This window comes from Streptomyces sp. P5F9 (genome assembly GCF_057961495.1).
In genome coordinates this window covers 1-24,333 of the sequence record NZ_JBXVPZ010000068.1, presented here as the reverse complement: position 1 = coordinate 24,333, position 24,333 = coordinate 1, and the positions used below count along the sequence as shown (strand labels likewise).

Annotated in this window: 23 protein-coding genes; 3 read left to right on the top strand and 20 right to left on the bottom strand. The window is 70.1% G+C overall.

Annotated elements, in window-relative coordinates:
* Positions 1–33: 33 nt before the first annotated feature.
* The 12 genes from AC31A1_RS14385 to AC31A1_RS14330 form a co-directional block, all read right to left on the bottom strand.
* Positions 34–249 carry an acyl-CoA carboxylase subunit epsilon gene (locus AC31A1_RS14385; protein WP_489653676.1) on the bottom strand — a complete coding sequence of 72 codons (216 nt, stop codon included), beginning with the start codon at positions 247–249 and terminating at the stop codon, positions 34–36.
* A gap of 16 nt (positions 250–265) precedes the next feature.
* Positions 266–1,828 carry an acyl-CoA carboxylase subunit beta gene (locus AC31A1_RS14380; protein WP_489653675.1) on the bottom strand — a complete coding sequence of 521 codons (1,563 nt, stop codon included), beginning with the start codon at positions 1,826–1,828 and terminating at the stop codon, positions 266–268.
* A 54-nt stretch (positions 1,829–1,882) separates the two neighbouring features.
* Entirely contained in the window at positions 1,883–2,653 is a 771-nt protein-coding gene (locus tag AC31A1_RS14375; RefSeq protein ID WP_489653674.1) for an SDR family oxidoreductase, read from the bottom strand.
* Positions 2,650–4,629, bottom strand: a complete 1,980-nt coding sequence (locus AC31A1_RS14370) for an SDR family oxidoreductase (protein ID WP_489653673.1) — start codon at positions 4,627–4,629, stop codon at positions 2,650–2,652. The genes AC31A1_RS14375 and AC31A1_RS14370 overlap by 4 nt, the downstream gene beginning before the upstream one ends.
* A gap of 3 nt (positions 4,630–4,632) precedes the next feature.
* Entirely contained in the window at positions 4,633–5,580 is a 948-nt protein-coding gene (locus tag AC31A1_RS14365; protein ID WP_489653672.1) for an aromatase/cyclase, read from the bottom strand.
* A gap of 45 nt (positions 5,581–5,625) precedes the next feature.
* Complete coding sequence (gene fabG, locus AC31A1_RS14360; protein WP_393761315.1) at positions 5,626–6,411, bottom strand: 3-oxoacyl-ACP reductase FabG; 786 nt, start codon at positions 6,409–6,411, stop codon at positions 5,626–5,628.
* A gap of 52 nt (positions 6,412–6,463) precedes the next feature.
* Positions 6,464–6,721 (bottom strand): acyl carrier protein, encoded by a 258-nt coding sequence (locus AC31A1_RS14355; protein ID WP_393761313.1) that lies wholly within the window; start codon positions 6,719–6,721, stop codon positions 6,464–6,466.
* 22 nt (positions 6,722–6,743) lie between these two features.
* Positions 6,744–7,964: a ketosynthase chain-length factor gene (locus AC31A1_RS14350; RefSeq protein ID WP_489653671.1), complete on the bottom strand. Its 1,221-nt coding sequence runs from the start codon at positions 7,962–7,964 to the stop codon at positions 6,744–6,746.
* Entirely contained in the window at positions 7,961–9,235 is a 1,275-nt protein-coding gene (locus AC31A1_RS14345; protein WP_489653670.1) for a beta-ketoacyl-[acyl-carrier-protein] synthase family protein, read from the bottom strand. Before AC31A1_RS14345 ends, AC31A1_RS14350 begins: the two co-directional genes overlap by 4 nt.
* A complete protein-coding gene (locus tag AC31A1_RS14340; RefSeq protein ID WP_393761308.1) occupies positions 9,232–9,558 on the bottom strand; it encodes a TcmI family type II polyketide cyclase in 327 nt (108 codons plus the stop codon). The genes AC31A1_RS14345 and AC31A1_RS14340 overlap by 4 nt, the downstream gene beginning before the upstream one ends.
* A 68-nt stretch (positions 9,559–9,626) precedes the next feature.
* Positions 9,627–11,093 carry an FAD-dependent monooxygenase gene (locus AC31A1_RS14335; RefSeq protein WP_489653669.1) on the bottom strand — a complete coding sequence of 489 codons (1,467 nt, stop codon included), beginning with the start codon at positions 11,091–11,093 and terminating at the stop codon, positions 9,627–9,629.
* 298 nt (positions 11,094–11,391) lie between these two features.
* Positions 11,392–12,231: a helix-turn-helix transcriptional regulator gene (locus AC31A1_RS14330; protein ID WP_489653668.1), complete on the bottom strand. Its 840-nt coding sequence runs from the start codon at positions 12,229–12,231 to the stop codon at positions 11,392–11,394.
* A gap of 105 nt (positions 12,232–12,336) precedes the next feature.
* Here AC31A1_RS14330 and AC31A1_RS14325 point away from each other — a divergent pair, with 105 nt between their 5' ends.
* Complete coding sequence (locus AC31A1_RS14325; RefSeq protein ID WP_489653667.1) at positions 12,337–13,044, top strand: SDR family oxidoreductase; 708 nt, start codon at positions 12,337–12,339, stop codon at positions 13,042–13,044.
* 560 nt (positions 13,045–13,604) lie between these two features.
* Entirely contained in the window at positions 13,605–14,321 is a 717-nt protein-coding gene (locus AC31A1_RS14320) for a response regulator transcription factor (protein WP_393761300.1), read from the top strand.
* A gap of 439 nt (positions 14,322–14,760) precedes the next feature.
* Here AC31A1_RS14320 and AC31A1_RS14315 read toward each other — a convergent pair whose 3' ends face one another.
* From AC31A1_RS14315 to AC31A1_RS14305, 3 genes are read right to left on the bottom strand one after another with little or no spacing between them, the layout of a single operon-like run.
* A complete protein-coding gene (locus tag AC31A1_RS14315) occupies positions 14,761–15,198 on the bottom strand; it encodes an MmyB family transcriptional regulator (RefSeq protein WP_489653666.1) in 438 nt (145 codons plus the stop codon).
* Positions 15,177–15,956 carry a hypothetical protein gene (locus AC31A1_RS14310; protein WP_489653665.1) on the bottom strand — a complete coding sequence of 260 codons (780 nt, stop codon included), beginning with the start codon at positions 15,954–15,956 and terminating at the stop codon, positions 15,177–15,179. Before AC31A1_RS14310 ends, AC31A1_RS14315 begins: the two co-directional genes overlap by 22 nt.
* 53 nt (positions 15,957–16,009) lie before the next feature.
* Complete coding sequence (locus tag AC31A1_RS14305; protein ID WP_489653664.1) at positions 16,010–16,891, bottom strand: amidohydrolase family protein; 882 nt, start codon at positions 16,889–16,891, stop codon at positions 16,010–16,012.
* A gap of 104 nt (positions 16,892–16,995) precedes the next feature.
* On the opposite strand from AC31A1_RS14305, the gene AC31A1_RS14300 reads away from it, so the two are divergent.
* Positions 16,996–17,382 carry a MerR family transcriptional regulator gene (locus tag AC31A1_RS14300; protein WP_489653663.1) on the top strand — a complete coding sequence of 129 codons (387 nt, stop codon included), beginning with the start codon at positions 16,996–16,998 and terminating at the stop codon, positions 17,380–17,382.
* 28 nt (positions 17,383–17,410) lie between these two features.
* Here AC31A1_RS14300 and AC31A1_RS14295 read toward each other — a convergent pair whose 3' ends face one another.
* From AC31A1_RS14295 to AC31A1_RS14275, 5 genes are all read right to left on the bottom strand, one after another.
* Complete coding sequence (locus tag AC31A1_RS14295) at positions 17,411–18,907, bottom strand: acyl-CoA synthetase (RefSeq protein WP_489653662.1); 1,497 nt, start codon at positions 18,905–18,907, stop codon at positions 17,411–17,413.
* A gap of 125 nt (positions 18,908–19,032) precedes the next feature.
* Positions 19,033–20,583, bottom strand: a complete 1,551-nt coding sequence (locus tag AC31A1_RS14290) for an acyl-CoA synthetase (protein ID WP_489653661.1) — start codon at positions 20,581–20,583, stop codon at positions 19,033–19,035.
* A 176-nt stretch (positions 20,584–20,759) separates the two neighbouring features.
* Positions 20,760–21,887 carry an NAD(P)H-dependent flavin oxidoreductase gene (locus tag AC31A1_RS14285; protein ID WP_489653660.1) on the bottom strand — a complete coding sequence of 376 codons (1,128 nt, stop codon included), beginning with the start codon at positions 21,885–21,887 and terminating at the stop codon, positions 20,760–20,762.
* A 71-nt stretch (positions 21,888–21,958) separates the two neighbouring features.
* A complete protein-coding gene (locus AC31A1_RS14280; protein ID WP_489653659.1) occupies positions 21,959–22,723 on the bottom strand; it encodes a class I SAM-dependent methyltransferase in 765 nt (254 codons plus the stop codon).
* On the bottom strand, positions 22,723–24,294 hold the full coding sequence (locus AC31A1_RS14275) for a phytoene desaturase family protein (RefSeq protein ID WP_489653658.1): 1,572 nt from the start codon (positions 24,292–24,294) through the stop codon (positions 22,723–22,725). Before AC31A1_RS14275 ends, AC31A1_RS14280 begins: the two co-directional genes overlap by 1 nt.
* Positions 24,295–24,333 lie beyond the last annotated feature (39 nt).

The window sequence follows — 24,333 nt, the reverse complement described above, 5'->3', positions numbered from 1 at the left end:
ATTCGTCGACAGCTCATCGTTGGCATCCGGGCTTCAGCGGATACCGTTCCGCCAGGCCCGGGGACTTTCGAAGCCGGGGCCGCGTTCGGGCCTGCGCCAGTGGGCCGTCCGCCGCCCGTGCCGGGCGGGTCGGCCGGGCCCGGCCGCGGCGGCCCGGGCGAGCAGCACCACGGTGAGCGCGGCCAGCTCCTCCTCACTGGGGCTGCCCTTCTCGACCCGCAGTCCGCAGGGCGGTCGAAGCTCGTTCATCTGGGCCTCCTGGAGGTCACTGCGGCGGGTTTCCGTGCTTGCGGCGCGGCAGTTCGGCGTCCTTGGTGCGCAGCATGGCGAGGGAGCGGATCAGTACCGCCCGGGTGTCGCGCGGGTCGATCACGTCGTCGACGAGTCCGCGCTCGGCCGCGTAGTAGGGGTGGACCAGCTCGCTGCGGTACTCCTCGATCTTCCGCGCGCGCATGGCCTCGGAGTCCTCGGCCGCGGCGATCTCGCGCCGGAAGACCACGTTGGCCGCGCCTTCGGCCCCCATGACCGCGATCTCGTTGCCCGGCCAGGCCAACGCGATGTCGGCGCCGATGGAGCGCGAGTCCATGACGATGTACGCGCCGCCGTACGCCTTGCGCAGCACCACCGAGATCCGCGGCACGGTGGCGTTGCAGTAGGCGTACAGCAGCTTCGCGCCCCGGCGGATGATCCCCTCGTGCTCCTGGTCGACCCCGGGCAGGAAGCCCGGCACGTCGACCAGAGTCACCAGGGGGATGTTGAAGGAGTCGCAGAACTGCACGAAGCGCGCGCCCTTCTCGCTGGCCTTGATGTCCAGGACGCCGGCCATCGCCGCGGGCTGGTTGGCGACGATGCCGACCACCTGGCCGTCCAGGCGGGCCAGCGCGCAGACGATGTTGGGCGCCCACCCGGCGTGGACTTCCATGAAGTCGCCGTCGTCGACGAGTTCCTCGATCACCGCGCGGATGTCGTACGAGCGGTTCCCGTCCGCCGGAACCAGGTCGAGCAGTGCGTCCCCGGGCCGGTCGGCGGGGTCCTCCCCGTGCGTCACCGGAGGCAGCTCGCGGTTGTTGGCGGGCAGCAGGGAGAGCAGGTAGCGGACCTCCGCCAGGCAGCTCTCCTCGTCGTCGTACACGAAATGCGCGACACCGGACGTCCCGCCGTGGACGTCGGCACCGCCCAGCCCGTTCTGCGAGACCTGCTCGCCGGTCACGGCCTGGACGACGTCGGGACCGGTGATGAACATCTGCGAGATGTCCCGGACCGCGAAGACGAAGTCGGTGAGGGCGGGCGAGTAGGCGGCTCCGCCCGCGCAGGGACCGAGCATCACGCTGATCTGCGGGATGACCCCCGACGCCCTGGTGTTCCGCCGGAAGATGCCGCCGTAGCCGGCCAGCGCCGAGACGCCCTCCTGGATGCGGGCGCCCGCACCGTCGTTGAGCGAGACCAGCGGCGCGCCGGCCGCGAGGGCCAGGTCCATGATCTTGTGGATCTTCTGGGCGTGGGCCTCGCCGAGGGCGCCGCCGAAGATGCGGAAGTCATGGGCGTACACGAAGACCGTACGGTCCTCGACGGTGCCCCAGCCGGTAACCACACCGTCGGTGTGCGGCCTCTTCGCCTCCAGGCCGAAGCCGCTCGCCCGGTGCCTGCGCAGCGACTCGATCTCGGTGAAACTCCCCTTGTCCAGCAGGAGTTCGATCCGCTCCCGAGCGGTGAGCTTGCCCTTCGCGTGCTGCCGCTCGGTGGCCTTGAGGTCCGGGCCGTGCCGGGCCAGTTCCTTCAGTTCGCTCAGTTCCGTCAGCCGGTCGGTCTCCGCGGACGGAGCCTGCACGGTGGTCACTGTCTGTCCCCCGGTCCTGGGTTGCTGGTTGTCATTGGGTCGGTGTCACCACGACAGCCGCTGGCCGGTCGGTGTGGCGTCCTCCCCGACGAAGGTTCCGGTGGGGCCGTCCTCGCCGAGGGTGGCCAGCAGCACCGGGATGCGCGCACCCTCCTCGGGCGTCAGTACTCCTCGGTGGCCGTTGATGTCGGTGGCCACGAAGCCGGGTGAGACGGCGTTGACCAGGATTCCGGTGCCGCGCAGCTCATTGGCGTACGTGACGGTCACGGCGTTGAGTGCGGCCTTCGAGGTGTTGTACTCCAGCAGCGCTGGGAAGACGCCCGGGGGAAAGACTCCGGTCGGATCCTCCAGGGCCGCCGCGTGGGTGAGGGAGCCGAGGACGCTGCTGATGTTGACGATGCGGCCGGCCGGGGAGCGCCTGAGGTGGGGCAGCAGCGCGTTGGTCACGGCGATGACTCCGAAGACGTTCGTCTCGTAGGTGCGCCGCACCTCGGCGACCGGGACCTGGCTGGGAGGCAGTGCGGAGCCGCCGAGGCCCGCGTTGTTCACCAGGGCGTCGAGATGGCTCACCTCCTCCTCCAGCCGTTTCGCCGCCTGGGCGACCGAGGTCTCGTCGGTGACGTCGAGGTGCAGGAAGCGCACGTCGAGCCCGTCGGCGCGCAGTTCGCGCTCGGCCGCCAGGCCGCGTTCCTCGTCGCGTGCTCCGAGATAGACCCGCATGCCCAGTTCGGCCAGGCGCCGGGTGATTCCTCGTCCGATGCCTTTGTTGGCGCCGGTGACGACGGCGGTGCGCGGGGTGTCCGCGGTCGCGCTCATCCGAGGAGGGTCCCGCCGGTCGCGTCGAGGAAGGCACCCGTGATCCAGCGGGCCTCGTCGGTGGCGAGGAAGGTCACCACATCGGCGACGTCCTTCGCCGCGCCCACCCGCTTGAACGCGGAGAGCTGGGCCATCTGCTCCACCGCCTCCGGGATGTCGAAGACGGCGCTGCCGTTGTCGGTGATGCCGGGTGCCACGGTGTTGACCGTGATGCCGCGGGGGGCCACATGGCGGGCGAAGTGCAGGGTGAGCTGCTCGATGGCGCCCTTGGTCATCGAGTACGCCACCTGCTCGGGGTTGGCGAACCGGGTGAGCCCCGACGAGATGTTGATGATCCGCCCGCCCTCCGGCATGACTTCGAGGGCGCGCAGCACGGTGAAGTAGGGCGCCTTGGCGTTGACGGCGAAGTAGCGGTCGAACTGTTCGGGAGTGACGTCCTCGGGCGCGACACCGCCCGTGGTCTCCCCCGCGTTGTTCACCAGGATGTCGAGCCGCACTTCGCCGATGCGTTCCTTCAGCCCCTGTTCCAGGCCGAGGAACAGCTCGTGCACATCGCCGGGCACGCCGAGTTCGGCGGCGATCGCGAAGGCCTGGCCACCGTCCTTCTCGATCTGCGCGACGGTCTCCTGGGCCGCCTCCTCGTTGCGCGCGTAGTGGACGGCGACCAGGGCCCCTTCGCGTCCCATTTCGAGTGCGGTGGCCCGGCCGATCCCGCGGCCGGATCCGGTGATGAGGGCCGTCTTGCCAGTGAGCCTGCTCATGGGGGAACTCCCGTGTGTCGTAAGGGTTGCGGAGGAGCGAGCAGCGCGCCCGGCGGGCGGCGGAGTCTCCTCGGTGTCGAGGCCGCTGATGGCGCGGGCGAGATGGCGGCGGACGGCGTCCTTCTCCAGCAGCTCGCCGAAGATCGTCCGCAGCGCCTCCACCTCGGGGCCGCCGAGCAGCAGGCGCGCCTGCGCCTGGATGTGGTTGAGGGTGCGTCGGCCCGTGGGGTGGCGTTCGGCGTGGTAGCTGTCGAGCAGTTCGTCGCCGGCCCTGCCGGTGATCCGCTCGCCCAGCTTCCAGCCGAGATTCGCCGCGTCCTGCAGGCCCAGGTTGAGCGCCTGGCCGCCGACCGGCATCTGCACATGGGCGGCGTCCCCGGCGAGCAGGACGCGGCCGCGCCGGTACGCGGTGACCTGGCGGCGGGTGTTGCCGAAGGTGTTCAGCCAGACCGGGGTCCCCGCGCCGATGTCCTCGCCGGTGACCTCGGCCCAGGCGGCGACGACCTCGGCGAACTCGGGCTCCCCGGTGCGGGGCCGGGGCTGTTCGCCGTAGCGGTGCACCATGACGCGGGTGGTGCCCTCGGGCCAGCGGAACGCGGTGGCGAGCCCGTTCGGCAGTCGCTCGAAGCGCCTGCCGGGTACGTCGATGCCGGCGACGTCGGCGCGCAGCATCTCCCGGGTGGCGTCCTGGCCCTCAAGGTCGAACCCGGCGAGCTGCCGTACGGTGCTCAACTCGCCGTCGCAGCCGACCAGATAGGCGGCGGACAGCCGGTAGGGCGTGCCGCCCAGCGGCATCACCAGGGTCTCGACCCGGTCGTCGTGCTGGGTCAGTCCGGTCACGACGTGCCCGCGCCGGACCTTCGCACCCAGCTCGGTGGCCCATTCGTGCAGGACGGCCTCGATCCGGGTCTGCGGGCACTTCCACTGGCCGGCGTACCGGTGGCGCGGGTCGGCGGCCGTCAGGTCGAGCGGCAGGCCCCCGAAGTGGCCGGGGCCGCCGCTCGGCAGGCTGCCCAGGCGGTCCAGGAGTCCTCGTCGGTCGAGGATCTCCATGGTCCTGGTGTGCAGGGTGGAGGCCCGCGACTCGGTGGTAGGTTCGACGAGCTGTTCCAGGACGGTCACCCGGGCGCCCCAGGAGCGGAGTTCACCGGCCAGCATGAGCCCGACCGGGCCGGCGCCGGCCACGACGACGTCCGTGTCCCCTGCCTCGTCCATGGCTCAGCGCCGCGCTTCCGCGTAGTCCTTGGCGTGTCCGAGTGTGGCTGTGCTGTTCGTACCGAGCGCGGCGCGGATGAACTCGCGGGCCTCGGTCAGGCCGGCGTCCGGGCCGAGGATCCCGGTGATGTTCTCGGTCTTGATGACCACGGTGTGCTGCGAGGTGGCGGTAGTGACGCCGTCGGCGTCCTCGTCCAGTTGCCAGCAGCCCGTGTGGAGGTCCATCAACGCGGGCAGAGTCGTCTGCTTGTACGCGATCCGGTGGTGCGGGAAGCACACCCGTACCGACTCCGTGGTGTGCGAGGAGCCGTCCTTGGTGAGCGTGTCCATGCGCAGGATCTGCAGGCCCGGGGTGTCCTCGGTCAGCCGTACCTCGGCGACGTGCGGGAGCCGCTCGGCCCACAGCTGGGCCTCGTTGATGAAGTCGTAGACGTCCTTGGCGGAGCCCTTGATGCGGATGCTGTCCTCGAAGGAGAGGGTGCGTTCGTCGGGCTGCGCGGCAAGTTCGACGTTCTCCTTCAGGGACGGGAGTTCGGCGCGGCTGTTGGTGTCCACGGCCTTGTCGATCCAGGCCAGCCCCTCCGGGTCGTCGTCGACGGCACGGAAGGTGTGCAGCAGCCGTACCCGGGTCCGTCCGGCGGGGACCGGCTCAAGGATCCAGGTGCCGCTCATCTCGGCGACCGGAGGGGTGAAGACCTCCTGGCGGAAGGTGATGCGCAGGTTCTCCGCGTCGAGTTCGCGGCGTGAACTCCAGCTCTTCACCTCGCCGTTGGCGGTGGCGAAGATGCGGATGCGCTCGCTGTCGCCGTTGCGCTCCAGGTATTCCACGTGGACCGAGGGGGGAAAGAGGCGCGGCCAGTTCTCGACCTCCGCCAGGAGCCGGTACACGTCCTCGGGGGCGGCCTGCACGGTGATCTCGTGCTCCACCTCGCGGGGTGCCTGATCGGTCATGTTCATCTCCTTGGGTGCGTCTGCGGGCTGCCGAGCGGCGGGGCGTCAGAAGTTGCCGAGGCCACCGCAGACGTTGAGTGCCTGCGAGGTGATGGAGGCAGCGGTGTCGGACGCGAGATACCCGACGAGTCCGGCCACCTCTTCGGGCGTGGAGTACCGGCCGAGGGGGATCTTGGCCTGGAACTTGGTGAGGATCGCGTCCTCGGTGGTGTCGTAGGCGTCGGCGTATCCCTGGCGGACGCGCTGTGCCATGGGGGTCTCGACGTAACCGGGGCAGACGGCGTTGACGGTGATGCCGGTCGGCGCCAGCTCGTTGCCGAGCGCCTTGGTGAAGCCGACGACGCCGTGCTTGGACGCCGAGTACGGTGCGCCCAGGACGACGCCCTGCTTGCCCGCCGTCGAGGCGATGTTGATGATCCGGCCGCGTTTCTTGTCGCGCATGCCGCCGCTGGTGAGCACCTCGCGGGTCATCAGGAAGACGCTGTTCAGGTTGGTGTCGATGACGTCGAACCACAGCTCGTCGGTGATGTCGGCCGTCACTCCACCGCCGCTGCGGCCCGCGTTGTTGACCAGTACGTCGATGGTGCCGAAGCGCCGGACCGCCGCCTGGACGACGTTCTTGATGTCGTCCCTGAGACGCACGTCCGCCGCGACGCCATCCGCGTCGTGGCCGGCGTTCTCCAGTTCCTTGACGGTGCGGGTCACCGCGTCCTCGTCGCGGGCGCAGAGGAAGACCCGGTGGCCCTGCTCTGCGAGCAGCCTGCTCGATGCCAGGCCGATCCCACTGGTGCCGCCGGTCACGAGGGCCACCTTGCGTCCGTCTTGTGTCATGTCGAATCTCCCGGGGTGAGAGGAGGGGCAGGGGTTCGGAGTCGCGGTGGCGTCAGCCGGCGCCGACGGCCGCCAGGTGCGTGTTGACGACCTCGATCAGGGAGCCGGGCGTCCGCACGGTGGCCAGGGCGTCCTCGTCGAGGCTGATGCCGTACTCCCGCTCGATGCGGGTGTACGTCTCCAGCAGGGCGAGCGAGTCGTAACCCAGCAGTTCGAACTCCAGGTCGGGAGCGATCTCTCCGGTCACGCCGGCCGCGTCGCGCAGGATCCGTGTGAGGTCGTCGAGGGTGAAGGGGGTGGCAGTGCTCACCGGTATCTCCTCTGAGTGGGGTTCACCGCGTCACGGCGCGCACGACGATGGCGGAGTTGAAGCCTCCGTAGCCGCGGGCAAGGACCAGTGCGGTGCGGAGTACGGCCTCGCGCGGCGCGTCCGTGACGAGGTCGATGTCGTAGCTGTCGGACAGGGTGGTGCGTACGGTCGGCGGGATCACGCCGTCCCTGATGCTCAGCAGGGCGGCGGCCACGTCGAGCGGCGCGGCGCCGGAGTACAGCCGGCCGGTCATGGTCTTGGGCGCGGTGACCGGAACGCCCCGAGGTCCGAAGATCTTGGTGATGGTCTCGGCCTCGATCCGGTCGAGTTCGGGCACGGCGGCCGCGTCGGCGAAGACGACGTCGATGTCGCCCGGTACCGCCCGCGCGTCGGCCAGGGCCAGTTCGACCGCCTTGCGCAGACCGGGCTCGCGGCCCCTGTCCGGGCGCGGGTCGAGGGTGCCGGCGTACCCGGCGATCTCGCCGTAGATCCGTCGGGCCCCGCGGTCACGGGCGTGCTCGGCGTCCTCCAGGACGAGCAGGGCGCCGCCCTCGCCGGGCACATGGCCCGCCGCCTCGTCGTCGAAGGGCACATAGGCGCGTTCGGGATCGTTCCGGGCGCTCAGCCGCCGGCTGGCGAGTTGGGCGACCCAGCCCCATGGGCAGATCGAGGCGTCGACGGCGCCGGAGAGGACGAGGGGTGTTCCCTTGCGGATCTGGCGGCGCGCCTGGGCCAGCGCGTCCAGTCCGCCGGCCTGGTCGCTGACGACGACGCTGCTGGGGCCGCGCATGCCGTTGCGGATCGAGATCTGGCCGCTGTTGACCGCGTAGAACCAGGCGAACGACTGGTACGCGCTGACGTACTGGCCGCCTTTGCTCCACAGCGCCCGCAGTTCGTTCTGGCCGAATTCGAAGCCGCCGGAGGAGCTCGCCGTGATCACGCCCATGTCGAACTCGGGCAGTTCGCCCGGCACCACTCCGGCGTTCTCCAGCGCCCAGTCGGCGGCGGCCAGCGCGATCCGGGTCATCCGGTCGGTCTGCGGCAGCAGCCTGGCGGGCAGATGGTCCTCGGCGACGAAACCGTCGATCTCACCGGCGAGCCGGGCCGGGTAGGACGTGGGGTCGAATCGGGAGACGGTGCCGATGCCGCTCTCGCCCGCCATGGTGGCAGACCAGTACGCCTCCAGGCCGAGGCCGTTGGGCGCCGCCACACCGAGCCCCGTCACCCAGGTGCCCTCGCTCACCGGGGGCTCCTTTCGACGTCGGCGAGCACGATCGCGCTCTGGAAACCGCCGAATCCGCTGCCCACGGACAGCACGGCGTCGGTACGCCACTCCCGTGCCGTGAGCGGGGTGTAGTCCAGGTCGCACTCGGGGTCCGGGGAGTGCAGATTGGCCGTGGGCGGTACGACGTCGTTCTCCATGGCCAGCACCGAGGCGGCGATCTCGATGGAGCCGATGGCACCGAGCGAGTGGCCGACCATCGACTTGATGGAGCTGACCGGTGTCCGGTACGCGTGGTCGCCCAGGCTCCGTTTGAAGGCGGCGGTCTCGTGCCGGTCGTTCTGCTTGGTGCCGGAGCCGTGCGCGTTGATGTAGTCGATGTCCTCGGGGTTGAGCCGTGCCTCGTCCAGCGCGACCCGGATCGCCTCGGCCATCTCGCGTCCGTCGGGGCGCAGTCCGGTCATGTGGAAGGCGTTCGAGCGGGTCGCGTATCCGGCCACCTCGGCGTAGATGTGCGCGCCGCGCCGGCGGGCGCTGTGCAGTTCCTCCAGGACGAAGACCGCCGAACCCTCCCCCAGGACGAAGCCGTTGCGGCTCGCGTCGAAGGGGCGCGAGGCCGTCGCGGCCTCGTCGTTGCGGGGTGTGGTCGCCTTGATCGCGTCGAAGCAGGCCACCGTGATCGGTGAGATGGGGGCGTCCGTGGCGCCCGCGATCACCACGTCCGCCGAGTTCTCGCGGATCACTTCGGCCGCGTACCCGATCGCGTCGAGACCGGAGGTGCAGCCGGTCGAGACGACGGTGCTCGGGCCCTCGGCTCCCGCCGCCCACGCGACCTCGGTGGCGAAGGAGCTGGGGACGAGGTAGTTGTACAGGTGCGGTACCGCGTACTCGTGGTCGACCAGTTCGAGCCGACCGCCGTCGCTGACGGTGCGGTACTCCTGGTCCAGCCCCATGGTCGCGCCGACCGCGCTGCCGATGGTGACGCCGATGCGATACGGGTCCAGGGCGTCGAATTCCAGTCCGCTGTCCGCGATGGCCTCCCGCGCCGTCACCACCGCGAACTGCGCGGCGCGGTCCATACGCCGGATCTCCTGTGGCCGCAGGCCGTACAGTTCCGCGTCGAAGTCGGCCTCCGCGGCGACCTGGGAGCGGAACGCCGAGGGGTCGAAGAAGGAGATGCGGCGGGTGGCGGTACGACCGTCGGCGAGCAGCTGCCAGAAGTCCTTCACCCCGATTCCGCCCGGGGCGGTGACGCCGACGCCGGTGATCACCACCCGGCGGGTGCCGCTCACCGGGCGTCCCAGTTGTAGAAGCGCTGCGCCATCGCGTCGGCGGGCGAGCGCCAGGTGGCCGGGTCGTAGGCCTGGATGAACGGCTTGAGGTCCTGGCTGATTCCGATGAACCTCGGATCGGTCTTGGCCTCCTCTATCCGCTCCCCGCCGTCCTCGGAGTCGAAGTCCTGCAAGTGGAAGTAGAGCCCTCGGTACGAGAAGAGCTGCCGGCGCCGGGTCCCCATCAGATGGGGCATCTCGGTCTGGTCGAACGCGGCGAACTGCCGCGCGACCTCCGCCGCCGAATCGAGCTCCATGCGTGCCACGATCAACGTGCTGTGCATCAATTCCCTCTCTCGGACGCTCGGTGATTCGTCGCTGTGCGCGCTGCCGCGCCGGTTGACGCGCGTGCTCAGCGCGCGGGCCCGAACCAGCGCTCCAGTGCCGTTGGCAGGTCGAAGTGGCTGCCGGGCGCGATCCACGCGACATGGCCGTCGGGGCGCAGCAGTACGCCGCCGACGCCCTGGAGCGCGCTGCCCCGGGGAAGGTCCTTGGCACGGGCGGTGACCACGTCGATCCGGTCCGCCCAGTCGGCCGCGCGGCGGCGCAGATGCGGGTTGTCCGTCAGGTCCAGCAGTACGCCGCGGCCCGCCCGGAGCAGGGCGGTGCTGCTGGTTTCGCGGCCTGCTTCGTCGAGTTCCAGGTGCGGCATGCGCGCCCCGAGCAGGGGGTGCCCGCCGCCGACGTCGTAGCGGATGTCCAGGCCGCTCGCCTTGGCCGCGAGGTGGCGGGCGACCTCCTCGTACTGGGCGAGTTCGGCGAGCACACCACGCAGCGGCTGGACGTCCTCGCCGCCGAGGATGATCAGGCTCTGTGCCCTGGTGTTGAGCAGCAGCCGCCTGCCGACCTCGTGCCGCTCGCCGTGGTACGTGTCCAGCAGTGCGGTGGGGGCGGTGCCGCGCAGGACCGCCGCGAGCTTCCAGCCGAGGTTCACCGAGTCCTGGATGCCGGTGTTCATGCCTTGGCCGCCGGCCGGCAGATGCACATGTGCCGCGTCACCGGCCAGCAGCACACGGCCGCGCCGGTACTCGGTGACCTGGCGTGCCGCGTCGCCGAAGGCGCTGACCCACACCGGCTGGGCGTGCGAGATGTCGATGCCGGTGAGCCGCTTCCAGGCGTCGGCGACCTCCGTGAAGGGCGGCGGCCCGGTGCGGCGCTGTGGGGGCGCACCGTGTTCGCTGACGATGATCCGGTGCAGGCCGCCGCCGAGGTGCGCGGTCATCACCATGCCGCCGGTGACCCGGTCCGCGACCATGCGCGGTTCGAGGTCGACCCCTCGGATGTCGGCCAGGAACAGTTCGGTGGTGGCCTCGGTGCCGGGGAAGTCGAAGCCCGTCGCCTTGCGTACGCCGCTCCGGCCTCCGTCGCAGCCCACCACGTACCGGGAGGTCAGGGTCCGTTCGCCCGACTCGCCGCGCACCCGCACCTCGACCTGGTCTCCGAGGTCCCGTACGCCGACGACTTCGCGGCCGCGCCGGATGTCGGCCCCCAGTTCACGCGCCCGGCCCTCCAGCACCGTCTCCGTGACGGACTGGGGAACGGTCCGGGCGGCACGGTGCGTGGCGCCGAGCGTGGCGAGGTCCAGCGGAATTCCGCCGAAGTGCCCGTGATTGCTGGTCTCGATGTCTCCGAAACGGGGCAGCAGACCGCGCTGGTCGAAGATTTCCATGGTGCGGGTGGTGAATCCGATGCCACGGGATTCCCCGGTGCGCCGGGCGAGGCGGTCGAGGACGATGACGTCGATACCCGCCAGACGTAATTCGCCGGCAAGCATCAGTCCCGCAGGTCCGGCTCCCACGACAATGACCGATGCGTCCATAGAGCTCTCCCGATCGTCAGTGCATTTGCTGAATTCCACGGCGACAGCGCCTGGGCGGCGGTTCCTGGAAAGGCACTGATAATCCTCATCGCTGCACCCCCGGCAGCTCAAGTCAAAAATTCAAGGACATCCGCAAGGAAGTGTCAGCGGATTGTCAACTTCACAGGGGAGACTCAACTGCCGTTCAAGAGGAAACCAAGGACGCGGGCGGGTCTCATCCGGGATTACGTGACCCGGCCTGCCGCTTCACGGCTTGGCGCGACGTCGGAGGACCATCAAATCCTGCTCGCGGCGGCGGTCAGCAACCCGCCGCGGCGTAGAGGCGCTTGAGCTTGTCCGAGGCGTCGCTGCCGGGCGCCGCCGTGTGGGTCACGATGCGAATGTCGCTGTCCGGCACCATGAGCACATGGCAGTCGATGTGCATCGGCCCCATGACCGGATGATGGAGCGTCTTGCGGTTCATGGTGTGCACCGCGATGACGTACGCGTCCCAGAGGTCGGCGAACCTGGTACTGACGACGCGTAAATCGGAGACCAGGGACCGCAGTTCGTCGTCGTCGGGCCAGCGGATGGTCGCGGCGCGCAGATCCGACACGAACGCGGCCTCCAGTTCGGCCTGCTGTTCCTCGGTGTGCGTGACGATGCCTGCCCGACCGGTGAAATGAGACCACGCCACATTCCGGTCCCGTCCCCGCAGCTCACCGGGTTCGCCGCTGAGGGCCACCCAGTGCCGGTTCCAGCTGATGAGGGTCCAGGAGGCGTCGTAGGCACTGGCCGCCACGCCGTCCAGCTGCTCCAGCAGTCTGCGTGCCCCGTGCGACAGCGCGGAGGTGTGGCGGTCCGTGCTCGGGGGCTGGCCGGCCAGGAGGAACAGGTGCTCACGCTCCGCCTCGGAGAGCCGCAGGGCCCGGGCGAGGCCGGTGAGGATGGGGTGGGACGGCGAGACCGATCTTCCCTGTTCGAGTCGGGTGATGTAGTCCACCGATACGCCCGAGAGCAGGGCGAGTTCCTCGCGGCGCAGCCCCGTCGCCCGGCGCCGTTCCACCGCCCCCATGACGTTGGGCAGTCCGGCCGCCTCCGGTGTGAGCCGGTCGCGCCATCGCCGCAACGCGACCCCCAACTCCCGCGAACCGCTCATCACATCAGTATGCAGGCGGCGAACGCATGTGCGCATCCTGGTATTGCCGTTCCCAGGAAGCGGAGGGCACTACCTGAAGCACGCATGTCCAGCCAAGCTGGCCGCATGACCACCACTCTCATCACGGGCGCCAACAGAGGGCTCGGCAGAGAGACCGCGCGAAGACTGATCGCCGCCGGGCACACCGTCTACCTCGGATCCCGCGACGGACAGCGGGGCCGCGAGGCCGCGGCGCGGCTCGGCGCACGGCCGGTGGTCATCGACGTCACCGACAACGCCTCGGTGCGCGGCGCGGCGGAGTTGGTCGCCCAGGAAGCCGGCCATCTCGACGTACTCGTCAACAACGCCGGTGTCATCGGGCTGGGCAACGACGCCCAGGAGGCAACGGCCGATCAGGTCCGGACCACGTACGAGACCAACGTGTTCGGCCCCATCCGCGTCACCCACGCCTTCCTGCCCCTGCTGGAGAAGAGCGCGGCTCCCGTCGTCGTCAACGTGAGCAGCGGCCTCGGCTCGCTGAGCATCGCCGACGCGCCCGAGAGCCACACGTCGCTCCTGCCCGTCTACTACTCCGCGCTGGCCTACAACTCCTCCAAGGCGGCGCTGAACATGGCCACGGTGCAGTACGCGCGCAGCTGTCCGAGGCTGAGGATCAACGCCGTCGACCCCGGGCACACAGCGACGGACTTCAACGCTCACAGCGGCCCGCAGACCGTCGCCGAGGGCGCCGAGGTCATCGTCCGCATGGCCATGATCGGCCCCGACGGGCCCTCCGGCGGATTCTTCGGGAAAAGCGGGCCACTTCCGTGGTGAACGGACAGCAGCCCGATCAAATCCAGCCAAGGAGCAAGCAGACCTTTGGTATGGCAACATCCGAATGTAGTATGCATTGGCACTGTCTGATACCGGCCGTATCGGACTCCGGGGGGAGAGGGTCACACGGGGTGTGCAAGGCTTCATTGCAGCGGCGCACCGTTCGAGGGAAGACAACTTTCTACTACCGGTGAAATCCAGTAGTCAACGGGGGCAGTCATGAACTGTACAGAGCAGTGGGTTGCAGGGCCGCATTCTGGGCGACCAATCCGTCGTCGGCCCCACCACACGCTACTTCATCACTTGAGTTCCCGACCGCGTTGAAGCCGGGGAACTGTTCGCACCTTTATGGCGCCGCGAACGTCACCAGAGCGTAATTGCCTCGAAACCTACTCGACTGCTAATAGAAGCCGAGGCGCATACCGGCGGGTTCCATCATTTCCCCTCACGCACACTCATCAACGAACGACACGAGCTATCACTCACGTCGTCTCCCCCGAATACACGTCGGCTACACGCGCCCCACCGGACGCCGTGATCGTCAAATCGGGTAACCAAAGATGGAAGGCGTTATGGAGCTGCTCATCGTGGCAGGTCAAGAAGCTATGTCTCAACAACTCGCGCCCCGACTCGAACGGCATGGATTCGACGTCGTGACGGTCACGACCGGAGCAGAGGCCCTGGAGGCCAGCGACAGCGCGGAGCTCATCCTGCTCGACCTCGAACTCCCCGACATCGACGGCCTGGAGGTGTGCCGTCGCATCCGCCACACCAGCGACACGCCGATCATTTCCTTCGCGGACCGCGGTGCCGACCTGGACCGCGTTCTGGGACTGCAGGCGGGCTCGGACGACTGCCTCGACAAGTCCTACGAGTTCCGCGAGTTAGTGGCACGGATCGATGCCGTGATGCGCCGCGCCTGGCGGCCACGGGAGCAGGCGGGACGCACGCCGGCCGGAATGGTCAGCGTCGGGGACATGTGCATCAACGGGGCTTCGCGGGAGGTCCGTCTGCGTGGCATGCCCGTACAGCTCACGCGCAAGGAGTTCGACCTGCTGTACTACCTCGCGTGCCACGCGGACACCGTTGTCACCCGGCGTCGGCTGATGACCGAGATCTGGGACGACGCCTCGAACCATGCCCTGAGCCCACGGGCCAGCCGCACGATAGACACCCACGTCAGTTCGCTGCGCAGCAAACTCGGGGACAGCGACTGGATTCTCACCGTGCGGGGAGTGGGCTTCCGGCTCGGCCCGAGGCGGGGCACCCTCGGCTGAGCCGTCACTGTGTTGTTCCTCCCTCGGTGACGGCCCATTTCGTCACCGGGAATTCGGCTCGGAATCCGTGATCCCCCCCTACTCCCTCCGGTATACCGAGCCACCCAAGGAATTTGCCAATCTCTCATCCTGCCCCGGGAATCCCGGCAAGCAAGCCGGAAATGAACGTACGGCCGCGATCTTCAGCCCATGCGAAGGCGCGTCAGCCCAGCGTCCCGCCCCCGGCCACTTGGACACGGCGGCGCGACGCGCGTCCCGTCCGAGCCGTACTCGGCCGTGACGAGCGGCAGTTCACCGCTCGCGACCATCATGAGGCCGGCGGCCCGGGTTGATCCGGTTCTTCGAAGTTCAGCGGTACGGAGGAGTCTGCAGGCTCGGCGGCTGGTGGCGCCGTGTGTCCGTACGCGTGGGTTCCCGGCGGCGCCACACCGTCGGCGCACTACCGCGACGTGCTCCCCTTATCGCCCGCCGTACTGGCCGTGACCGCCGGGCAGACCAGCACGATTCGGTCCGTCCACGCCCGGCGCCCACAAGCGTCGAGGGTGCACACCTTTCCGCCGGCGCGCAGCAGGCCGGCGGGTAGTTGGAGTCGCTCGGCGTCGAGGCTGCCCTCGGCGTCGGTGCAGACCATGAGCGTGGGGCCGGGGTTGCCCGGTATCGGGTAGGCGTCCCAGTCCAGGTTCAGTTCGCCGACCTGCGGATGGTCGAGGCGCATCTGGCCGCGGGTCGCTTCGGTCACGTCGTGGAGGGCCCGCAACGCCGCGAACTCGTGACTGCGGACGGCGAGTTCACCCACCAGCTCGACCGCGCGCGGGTGGCCGGGATCGACGGCGACCTGGGTGCGCAGCATCCCGATCAGCTCCGCGACGGTGGCCACCGCGTCCGGCCGGCGGGATCACCTGATGCGGTCGGCGATGCGGGTCGTGCCGTGGAGCACGTGTTCCAGCGGGCCGCGACGGAACCGTCGGATACAGAGGGTCGCCAGGAGCATCGAGGTGGTGATGAAGACGAACAGGGACTGACGTGCGGGGCCGTCGACTCCTCCATGCCGACGGCACAAATGGCCAGGATGTGGAGAACGTAAGCGGTCAGCGCAGTCGTGCCGACCGAGGTCACGGGTGCGGCCAGGCGGGTGAGCCGGGGCAGCCGGCGTATCGTCCAGAGGCAGAGGGCTACGACGGTGAGCGCGACGGCTGTGTTGCCGAAGATGGAGAACGTCGTCTGGCTGCGCGGTGTGGCCACCAGCAGCCAGTCGGCCGGGGTGTTGTCACCGAGGTCTCCGACGGTGCCGGACCACCAGGCCGAGGATGCGGAACCGCCGTTCGTCGCCGCGCCGATCGCGGTGAGCGCGTGCGGGACGAGGTGCAGGGCCAGCCAGGAACCGCCGTAGCCGAGCACGGTCAGGGCGCCGCCGGCGAGGAGCAGGTGGGCGTGGAGCCTGGGGCGAGTGAGGCCGAGGCGGGCCAGTGCCATGCCCGCGACCATGAACGGCATCCAGGTGAGCACCGGGTACGCACCGGTGAACAGCGGCTCCATGAAGCCGTCCGTGCCGGTGACCCTGGCGAGCGGATCGGCGGCGACGACGGCGTCGGCCCAGTCGCCGCCTTCGATGAACTGCCGTAGCGCGTAGAGCACTTGGGGCAGGACGAGGGCGCTCGCGGCGGCGACGGCCGCCAGCGTCCGTGCGCTCAGCCGGTGCAGTGGCAGGACGAGGAGGAAGAGAAGGCCGTAGCGGACAGGATCACGTCGACGTCGGTGTCCAGCGCGGTCAGGGCGTAGCCCAGTGCCATCAGGACGAGCGTGCGGATGACGCTCCGGCCCACGGCCTGTCGCCGCGCGCGTCCGGTGCGGGGTTCCGGGCGACCGGTGATGAGCACCAGCGAGAACCCGGCGAACAGCGCGGAGGAGCGGCCGCGTGCCAGCTCCAGGACGAGGCCCAGCGGCCCGCCGATGGCGGGATCGGGGCCGACGTGCGCGGCGTACATGCCGAGGACCGCGAGTCCGCGGGCCAGGTCGATGGCCAACATCCAGTGTGCTCCGGCCAGTTGGCTGATCACCAGCGGCACCTTCGGGTAGCGGGCGGCCAGATCGGCGAGTGTGCGCACGTCCGCCGCGGTCGTGGGGGCGGCGCCGTGGACGACCACGGGGAGACCGGTGTGGTCGCGGGCCGCGCGGAGCACCGGTTCGACGAGGGCCGCCCGGTCCGGGGGCGGAGTGAGCTCCCCGATGCCGTACAGCCCGCGGCCGGTCACGTCGCGCTCCACCCGGGCCGCGGTCTCGGCGTCGGGGCGGCCGAGGGGGACGGAGCCGAAGCCGAGGAAGCGGTGGGGGTGTTCGGCGAGGGCCTCGTCCAACTCCCGTAGCGCCAGGGCGAATCCGTCGTCGCCGGAACCACCGGCCAACGCCCTCTCCAGGGCGCCCATTTCGTGGCGGAGGGAGTCGAGGTCGGTGGCCCGTTCCGGGTGTGCGCGGGTGGGGAACAGCACCGTGCGGTGCACGCCCGCGGCGTCGAGCGCCGACAAATGGGCACCCAGCGGGTCGTGGACATGGCTGTGGGCGTCGAGAATCATGTGCGTCTCCCTGAGGGGCCGGCCGCCCGGCGGAATGCGGGGGCGGGCGCCAGTGTTGAGCCCTGACACCGTTGGAAGGTCAAGCCGGAGAGGGGTGCGCGCCCGTGCTGATCGGGGAGCTGGCCGACCGGACGGGAACCAGCGAGCGACTGCTGCGCTACTACGAACGGGCGGGGCTGCTGCGACCCGAGCGGCTGCCCAACGGCTATAGGGAGTACACCGATTCGGACACCGCCGCCGTACTCCGCATTCGCGCACTCCTCGCCGCCGGGCTGCCCACACGGGTCATCCGGCACGTACTGCCCTGCACCACGGACGAGGCCGCCGTACAACCTTGCCCAGGTGTACTCGACACCCTGCGTGCCCAGTTGAGCGATCTCGACCGCCGGGCCGCCGAACTCGCCGCGGCACGTGAGGTGTTGCGGAACACCATCGCCGGAGCGGAGGCACGCACGGCCCCGGCACCCGCCCTGGGCTCGGCTCCCGGGTGAGGGCGCTCAGGCTCCCGGGTGAGACAGCTCAGTCGCCCAACCGCTCCCGCAACTCCCGCTTGAGGATCTTCCCGCTGGCGTTGCGCGGCAGCTCGTCCACGAACACGACCCGCTTCGGCGCCTTGAAGTGGGGGAGCTTCTCCCGGGCGTGGTCGATGAGTTGGGCCTCGGTGACCTCGCCGCGCGGGACGACGACCGCGGTGACGGCCTCGATCCAGCGGTCGTCGGGGAGGCCGATCACCGCGACCTCGGCGACGCCCTCGTGGGTGTAGAGCGCGTCCTCGACCTGGCGTGAAGCGACCAGTACGCCACCGGAGTTGATGACGTCCTTTACCCGGTCGACGACGGTGAAGAAGCCGTGGGCGTCCCGTACCGCGAGGTCGCCGGAGTGGAACCAGCCGTCGCGGAAGGCGGCTGCGGTCTCCTCTGGCTTGTCCCAGTAGCCCTCGCACAACTGCGGTGAGCGGTAGACGACTTCGCCGGGCGTGCCGTCGGGAACGTCCTTGCCGTCCTCGTCGACCACGCGCGCGTCCACGAACAGGACCGGACGGCCGCAGGAGTCCAGTCGGCCCTTGTGCTCGTCGGGGCCCAGAACGGTGGCCAGCGGGCCGATCTCGCTCTGCCCGAAGCAGTTGTAGAAGGCCAGCTTGGGGAGCCGCTCGCGCAGCCGCTCCAGGACGGGCACCGGCATGATCGACGCGCCGTAGTACGCCTTGCGCAGCCCGCTCAGGTCGCGGGTCGAGAAGTCGGGCCGGTTCGCGAGGCCGATCCACACGGTGGGCGGGGCGAACAGGCTGTCCACGCGCCCGGCCTCGATCAGGTCGAAGAGCCCGTCCCCGTCGGGCGCGTCGAGGACGATGTTCGTGGCCCCGACCGCCAGGTACGGCAGCAGGAACACATGCAGCTGCGCCGAGTGGTACAGCGGCAGCGAGTGCACCGGCCGGTCCCCCGCGCTCAGGTCCAGAGCGGTGATCGCGCTCAAGTACTCGTGCACCAGGGCCCGGTGAGTCATCATCGCGCCCTTGGGCAGCGCGGTCGTGCCCGAGGTGTAGAGCAACTGCACCAAGTCGTCGGTACGCGGCTCGGGCCCGTCGTACGGCGCCGCGGACGCCAGCCGGTCCAGCAGCGAGCCGTCCGCGTCCCGCAGCGGCAACGTCCGTACGTCGCCGGAGAGTTGACCGGTGAGGTCCGGGTCGGTGAGCACCAGTGTGCTCCCGGACTGTCCGACGATGTACGCGAGGTCGTCGCCGGTGAGGTTCTGGTTGACCGGCACGTGCACGAGGCCCGCGCGGGCACAGGCGAGGAAACCGATCAGATAGGCGTCCGAGTTGTGGCCGTAGGAGCCGACCCGGTCGCCCGGCGCGAGGCCCTGGTCGAGGAGCACGCTCGCCGCGCGGGAGACGGCGTCGTCGAGTTCCTCGTACGTCCAGGAGCGCTCGCCGTAGTCCACCGCCACGCGTGCGGGAGTGCGCCGGGCACTGCGTCGCAGTACCCCGTCAACCGTGCTGCCGTGTCCGGGCGTCATGACACATGATCCTCGGGCCGCCACCCGGGCAGGTCAAGCGGGCTGGTCGGGGTGGTCCCGCTCCACATAGATCGAGGCCACATGGGTCCGGAGCACACCCCGACCGCTCCAAGTACCAACGGCACTCACACAGGCCGCGTCCGCCCCTCCCAGTAGGGATCCCGCAGCCGCCGCTTGTACAGCTTGCCGTTGGGGTCGCGGGGCAACTCGGTGATGAAGTCGATGCTCTTGGGCCGTTTGTAGCCGGCGAGTTGCTCGGCGCAGTGGTCCAGGAGGGCGGTGGCCAGGGCCGGTCCTGGCTCGTGGCCGGGGGACGGTTCGACGACGGCCTTGACCTCCTCGCCCCACTCGTCGTGCGGGATGCCGAAGGCCGCGGCGTCGGCGACGGCGGGATGGGCGAGGAGCGCGGACTCGATCTCGGCCGGATAGATGTTGACGCCACCCGAGATGATCATGTCGATCTTGCGGTCGCGGAGGAAGAGGTAACCGTCCTCGTCGAGGAAGCCGAGGTCGCCGACGGTGAAGAAGTCGCCGATGCGGTTCTTCTTCGTCTTGGCCTCGTCCTTGTGATAGGCGAAGCCTCCGGTGCTCATCTTCATGTACACGGTGCCGAGTTCGCCGGGCGGGAGCCGGTTGCCGTCGTCGTCGAAGACCGCGAGTTCGCTGATGGGCCAGGCCTTGCCGACCGTGCCGGGCTTCTTCAGCCAGTCCTCGGCGGTCGCGAAGGCACCGCCGCCCTCGCTGGCCGCGTAGTACTCCTCCACACAGTCGCCCCACCACTCGATCATGGCCCGCTTCACATGGTCGGGACACGGGGCGGCGCCGTGGATGGCGTGCCGCATGGACGAGACGTCGTAGCGCGCCCGTATGCCCTCCGGGAGGGCGAGCAGGCGGTGGAACTGGGTGGGGACCATATGGGTGTGGGTGCACTTCTCGCGGTCGATGAGGCGGAGCATCTCCTCCGGGGTCCACTTGTCCATCAGGACCAGGCGGTGCCCTATGTGCAGGCTCGCGCCCGCGAACTGGAGGACGGCCGTGTGGTAGAGCGGCGAGCAGACCAGGTGCACGTTGTCGTCGAACGGCTTGATGCCGAAGATGCCGAGGAACCCGCCGAGATACGCCGACTCGGGCGGCCTGCCCGGCAGGGGGCGGCGGATGCCGCGGGGGCGGCCGGTGGTGCCCGAGGTGTAGTTCATGACCCAGCCGAGCGTGCGGTCCGCGGGCGCCGACTCCGGTTGTCCGTCGAGGAGTTCGGCGTACGGCCGGAAGCTCTCGACCGTGCCGACCGCGTACCGGTGGGTGGCCGGGAGGCCGGCCTCGTCGGCTGCCTGGCGGGCGGGCTCGGCGAACCGCTCGTGCGCGATGAGCACCTTTGCACCGGAGTCGGCGACGATCCAGGCGATCTCCGGTGCGACGAAGTGGTGGTTGACGGGGACGAGGTAGAACCCGGCCTGGGTGGCGGCCAGATGGGCCGTGAAGAACTCGACGCCGTTGGGCAGGACGACCGCGAAGGCGTCGCCGCGTTCGAGTCCGGCGGCACGCAGCCCGTGGACGAGCTGGTTGGCGGCGGCGTGCAGTCGCCCCGCCGTCCACACCTCGCCGTCGGGAGCGACGAGGACCTCACGGTCGGGGTCCTGAGCCGCCTGGGCCCAGAAGCCGGCGGGAGGTGTGCTCACGCCCTGTGTGGCAGCGCCCTGTGTGGCCGTGCCCTGTGTCCCCTCCCCCTGTGTGGTCGCGCTCTGTGTGGCCGCCCCACGTGTGGTCTCGCCCTGTGTGACCGCACCACCTGTGGTGGCACCCCTTGCCCCGACACCCTCTGTGCCTGCGCCCTCTGTTCCTACGCCCTCTGTGCTCACGACTGGCCGCTCCTTCCGGCGATGCGGTTGATGCGGTCGACGGCGTGCTCGAAGCCGCGGGTGAGGTCGTCGAAGACGGCCTGGACACTGCGCTCGCTGTTCATCCGGCCGACGATCTGGCCGACGGGGGTGCCGAGCAGCGGTTCGACCTCGTACTTCTGGATGCGGGAGACGGCCTCGGCGACCAGCAGGCCCTGGAGCGGCATGGGGAGGGTGCCCGGTCCGTCCGGATCGTCCCAGGCGTCGGTCCACTCGGTGCGCAGTTGGCGAGCCGGCTTCCCGGTCAGGGCACGGGAGCGGACGGTGTCGCCGGACCCGGCGGCGAGCAGTTTGCGGGTCACGCCGGGCGAGTGCATATCGGCTTCTGTGGTGGTCAGCCATATGGAGCCCAGCCACACACCCTGGGCACCGAGACTGAGCGCGGCGGCCACCTGCTGTCCGCTGCCGATGCCGCCCGCGGCGAGGACCGGCAGCGGGTCGACGGCGTCGACGACCTCGGGCGTGAGCACCATGGAGGCGATCTCGCCGGTGTGGCCGCCCGCCTCGTAGCCCTGGGCCACGACGATGTCGATACCGCCCTCCGCGTGTTTGCGGGCGTGCCGGGCGCTGCCCGCGAGCGCGGCGACGAGCACGTTCCGGTCGTGGGCGCGGGCGACAACGTCGGCGGGCGGGGAGCCGAGGGCGTTGGCGAGCAGTTTGATCGGGTAGTCGAAGGCGACGTCGAGCTGGGTGCGGGCGACCTGTTCCATCCACCCCGTGATGCGCCAGCCGGACACCTCGCCCTCGGCGAGTTCGGGCACGCCGTACTTGGCCAGGGTCTCGGTGACGAACCGCCGGTGCCCTTCCGGGATCATCGCCTCGACCTCGGCCTCGGTCAGCATCTGATTTTTCGGGGCCTCGACCTTCTTCGCGGGCATGACGACGTCCAGGCCGTACGGCATCCCGTCGACGTGCGCCTCCAGCCAGTCGAGGTCGCGCTTGAGGTCGTCGGGGGCGGTGTAGCGGACCGCGCCGAGCACACCGAAACCGCCGGCCCGGCTGATGGCCGCGGCGACGGCGGGGAACGGCGTGAAGCCGAAAATGGCGTGCTCGACTCCCAGTTTCTTGCTCAACTCCGTCTGCATGGGCGCAGAATGCCGCAGTCCTCCGGACGACGGAAGGCCTTTTCTGATGCTCCGTCAGATTTTCTCGACGGCTAGGTCGGTCGCGCCGTCAGCACGGGCTGGTAGAAGCCGCTGCCCTGCGGCTCGTGCCAACTGACGTCCGTGAAGCCCGCGTCGGCCACCGCTGCGCTCAACTGTCCGCGGGTCAGGGCCCAGGAGGTGACGCGGCGTACCCGCACCTCCCAGCCGTCGCCCACGGGCAGGAGCTGGAAGAACTCCTGGTCGTACCGCTCGCCGTCCTCGTGCCAGTGCCACAACTGGAAGGTGATCGCGCGGCCTTCGGCAGTGGTCGACAGCTGGGGAGGCGTCGACGTGGGCCGGGCGGTCCGGTGCTCGTCGTAGTCCCGGATGCTGATCATCAGGAGCCCGTCGTCGCGCAGGACCCGCCGCATGCCGGCCAGAGCCGTACCGACGTCGTCGGCGGTGAGCAGATGGGCGAGGGAGTTGTCGGCACAGACCACGACGTCGAAGGCGGCCGACCGGAACGGCAGCGCCCGCATGTCCGCCACGGTCACCGGAAGGCGGACACCCCGGGCCGCGGCCTCGACGGCGGCCCGCGTGACGGCGGCCGGACTGAGATCGCTGCCGATCACCCGGTGTCCGACCCCGGCCAGCCCGATCGCCTGTGTGCCGATCCCACACGAACAGTCCAGCACCTGGTGTGGCCCCGCACCCGACCGAGCCCGGACGACTCCGTTCAGTGCCGCCGCCTGGCGGGCCATGCTCGCGTCCCAGTCCGGGAAGATCAGGTGGTAGTCGGCGGCGAGCGCGTCGTAGAAATCCCGGACGGACGACATCACTCCCCCGCTTCCAGCACCGCCATCGCCGCGTTGTGCCCCGGCACCCCGCTCACGCCGCCGCCCCGCACCGCTCCCGCCCCGCACAGCAGAACGTTCGCGTGCCGGGTCTCGACGCCCCAGCGGCCGGTGTCGTCCTGGGCGTACGGCCAGGTCAGTTCGCGGTGGAAGATGTTGCCGCCGGGCAGCCTGAGGTCGCGTTCCAGGTCGAGCGGGGTCTTCGCCTCGATGCAGGGGCGGCCGTCCGCGTCGGTGGCCAGGCAGTCCGCGAGGGGTTCGGCGAGGTGGTGGTCCAACTGGGCCAGCGTCGCCTTCAACAGTTCGTCGCGTACGGCGTCGTTGTCCCGTTCGAACAGCCGCGCCGGTGTGTGCAGGCCGAAGAGCGTGAGGGTCTGGTAGCCGTCCTCGACGAGGTCCCGGCCGAGGATGCTCGGGTCGGTGAGCGAGTGGCAGTAGATCTCCGAGGGCGGCGCGGCGGGCAGTGAACCGGACGCGGCCTGGGCGTGCGCGGCGGCCAGTTGGTCATAGCCCTCGGCGATGTGGAAGGTGCCGGCGAAGGCCTCGCGCGGGTCGACCGAGGTGTCGCGGAGTCTGGGCAGCCGCTTGAGCAGCATGTTCACCTTGAGCTGGGCGCCCTCGGCGGGCGCGGGCGGCTCGTCGCCGGTGAGCGCGGCCAGTTGCTGCGGCGAGGCTCCGACGAGGACGTGCCGGGCGGCTACGGTCCCCTCCCCCTCGGCCGTGCGGTAGGTGATCTCGGCGGCACGTCCGTCCGTGTCGATCCGTACGGCCTCGTGCCCGGTGGCGAGTACGGCGCCGGCCGCGCGCGCGGTGGTGGCGAGGGCGTCGGTCAGGGCGCCCATGCCGCCGACGGGGACGTCCCAGGCGCCGGTCCCGCCGCCGATGACGTGGTAGAGGAAGCAGCGGTTCTGGGCGAGCGTGGGGTCGTGGGCGTCGGCGAAGGTGCCGATGAGGGCGTCGGTGAGGACGACGCCCCGGACCAGGTCGTCGATGAAGTTCTCCTCGATGGCGACGCCGATCGGCTCCTCGAAGAGCATCCGCCAGGCGTCCTCGTCGTCCACGCGGCGGCGCAGTTCGTCGCGGGTGGGCAGCGGTTCGGTGAGCGTGGGGAAGACCCGCTGAGCGAGGCGGCCGGTCGTGCCGTAGAGCCGCTGCCAGGCCGCGTACTCGCGGTCGCCGCCGGTCAGCCGGGCGAAGGCGTCCCGGGTGCGGCGCTCGCCGCCGCCGACGAGGAGGCCGGTGGGGCGTCCGTCGCGTTCGACGGGGGTGTACGACGAGATGGTGCGGCCACGGATGCGGAAGTCGAGGCCGAGGTCCCGCACGATCTTCTTGGGCAGCAGGCTGACCAGGTACGAGTACCGGGACAACCGCGCGTCGACCCCGGCGAACGGCCGCGTCGACACGGCCGCGCCGCCGGTGCCGTCGAGGCGTTCCAGGACGAGCACGGAACGCCCGGCGCGGGCCAGGTAGGCGGCGGCGACCAGGCCGTTGTGGCCACCGCCGACGATGACGGCGTCGTACGTCCGGTGTCCGGGTCCCTCGTGTGCAGGCATGGTTCTTCGTAACACGAGGTGATCTAGGTCGGCCAGGGG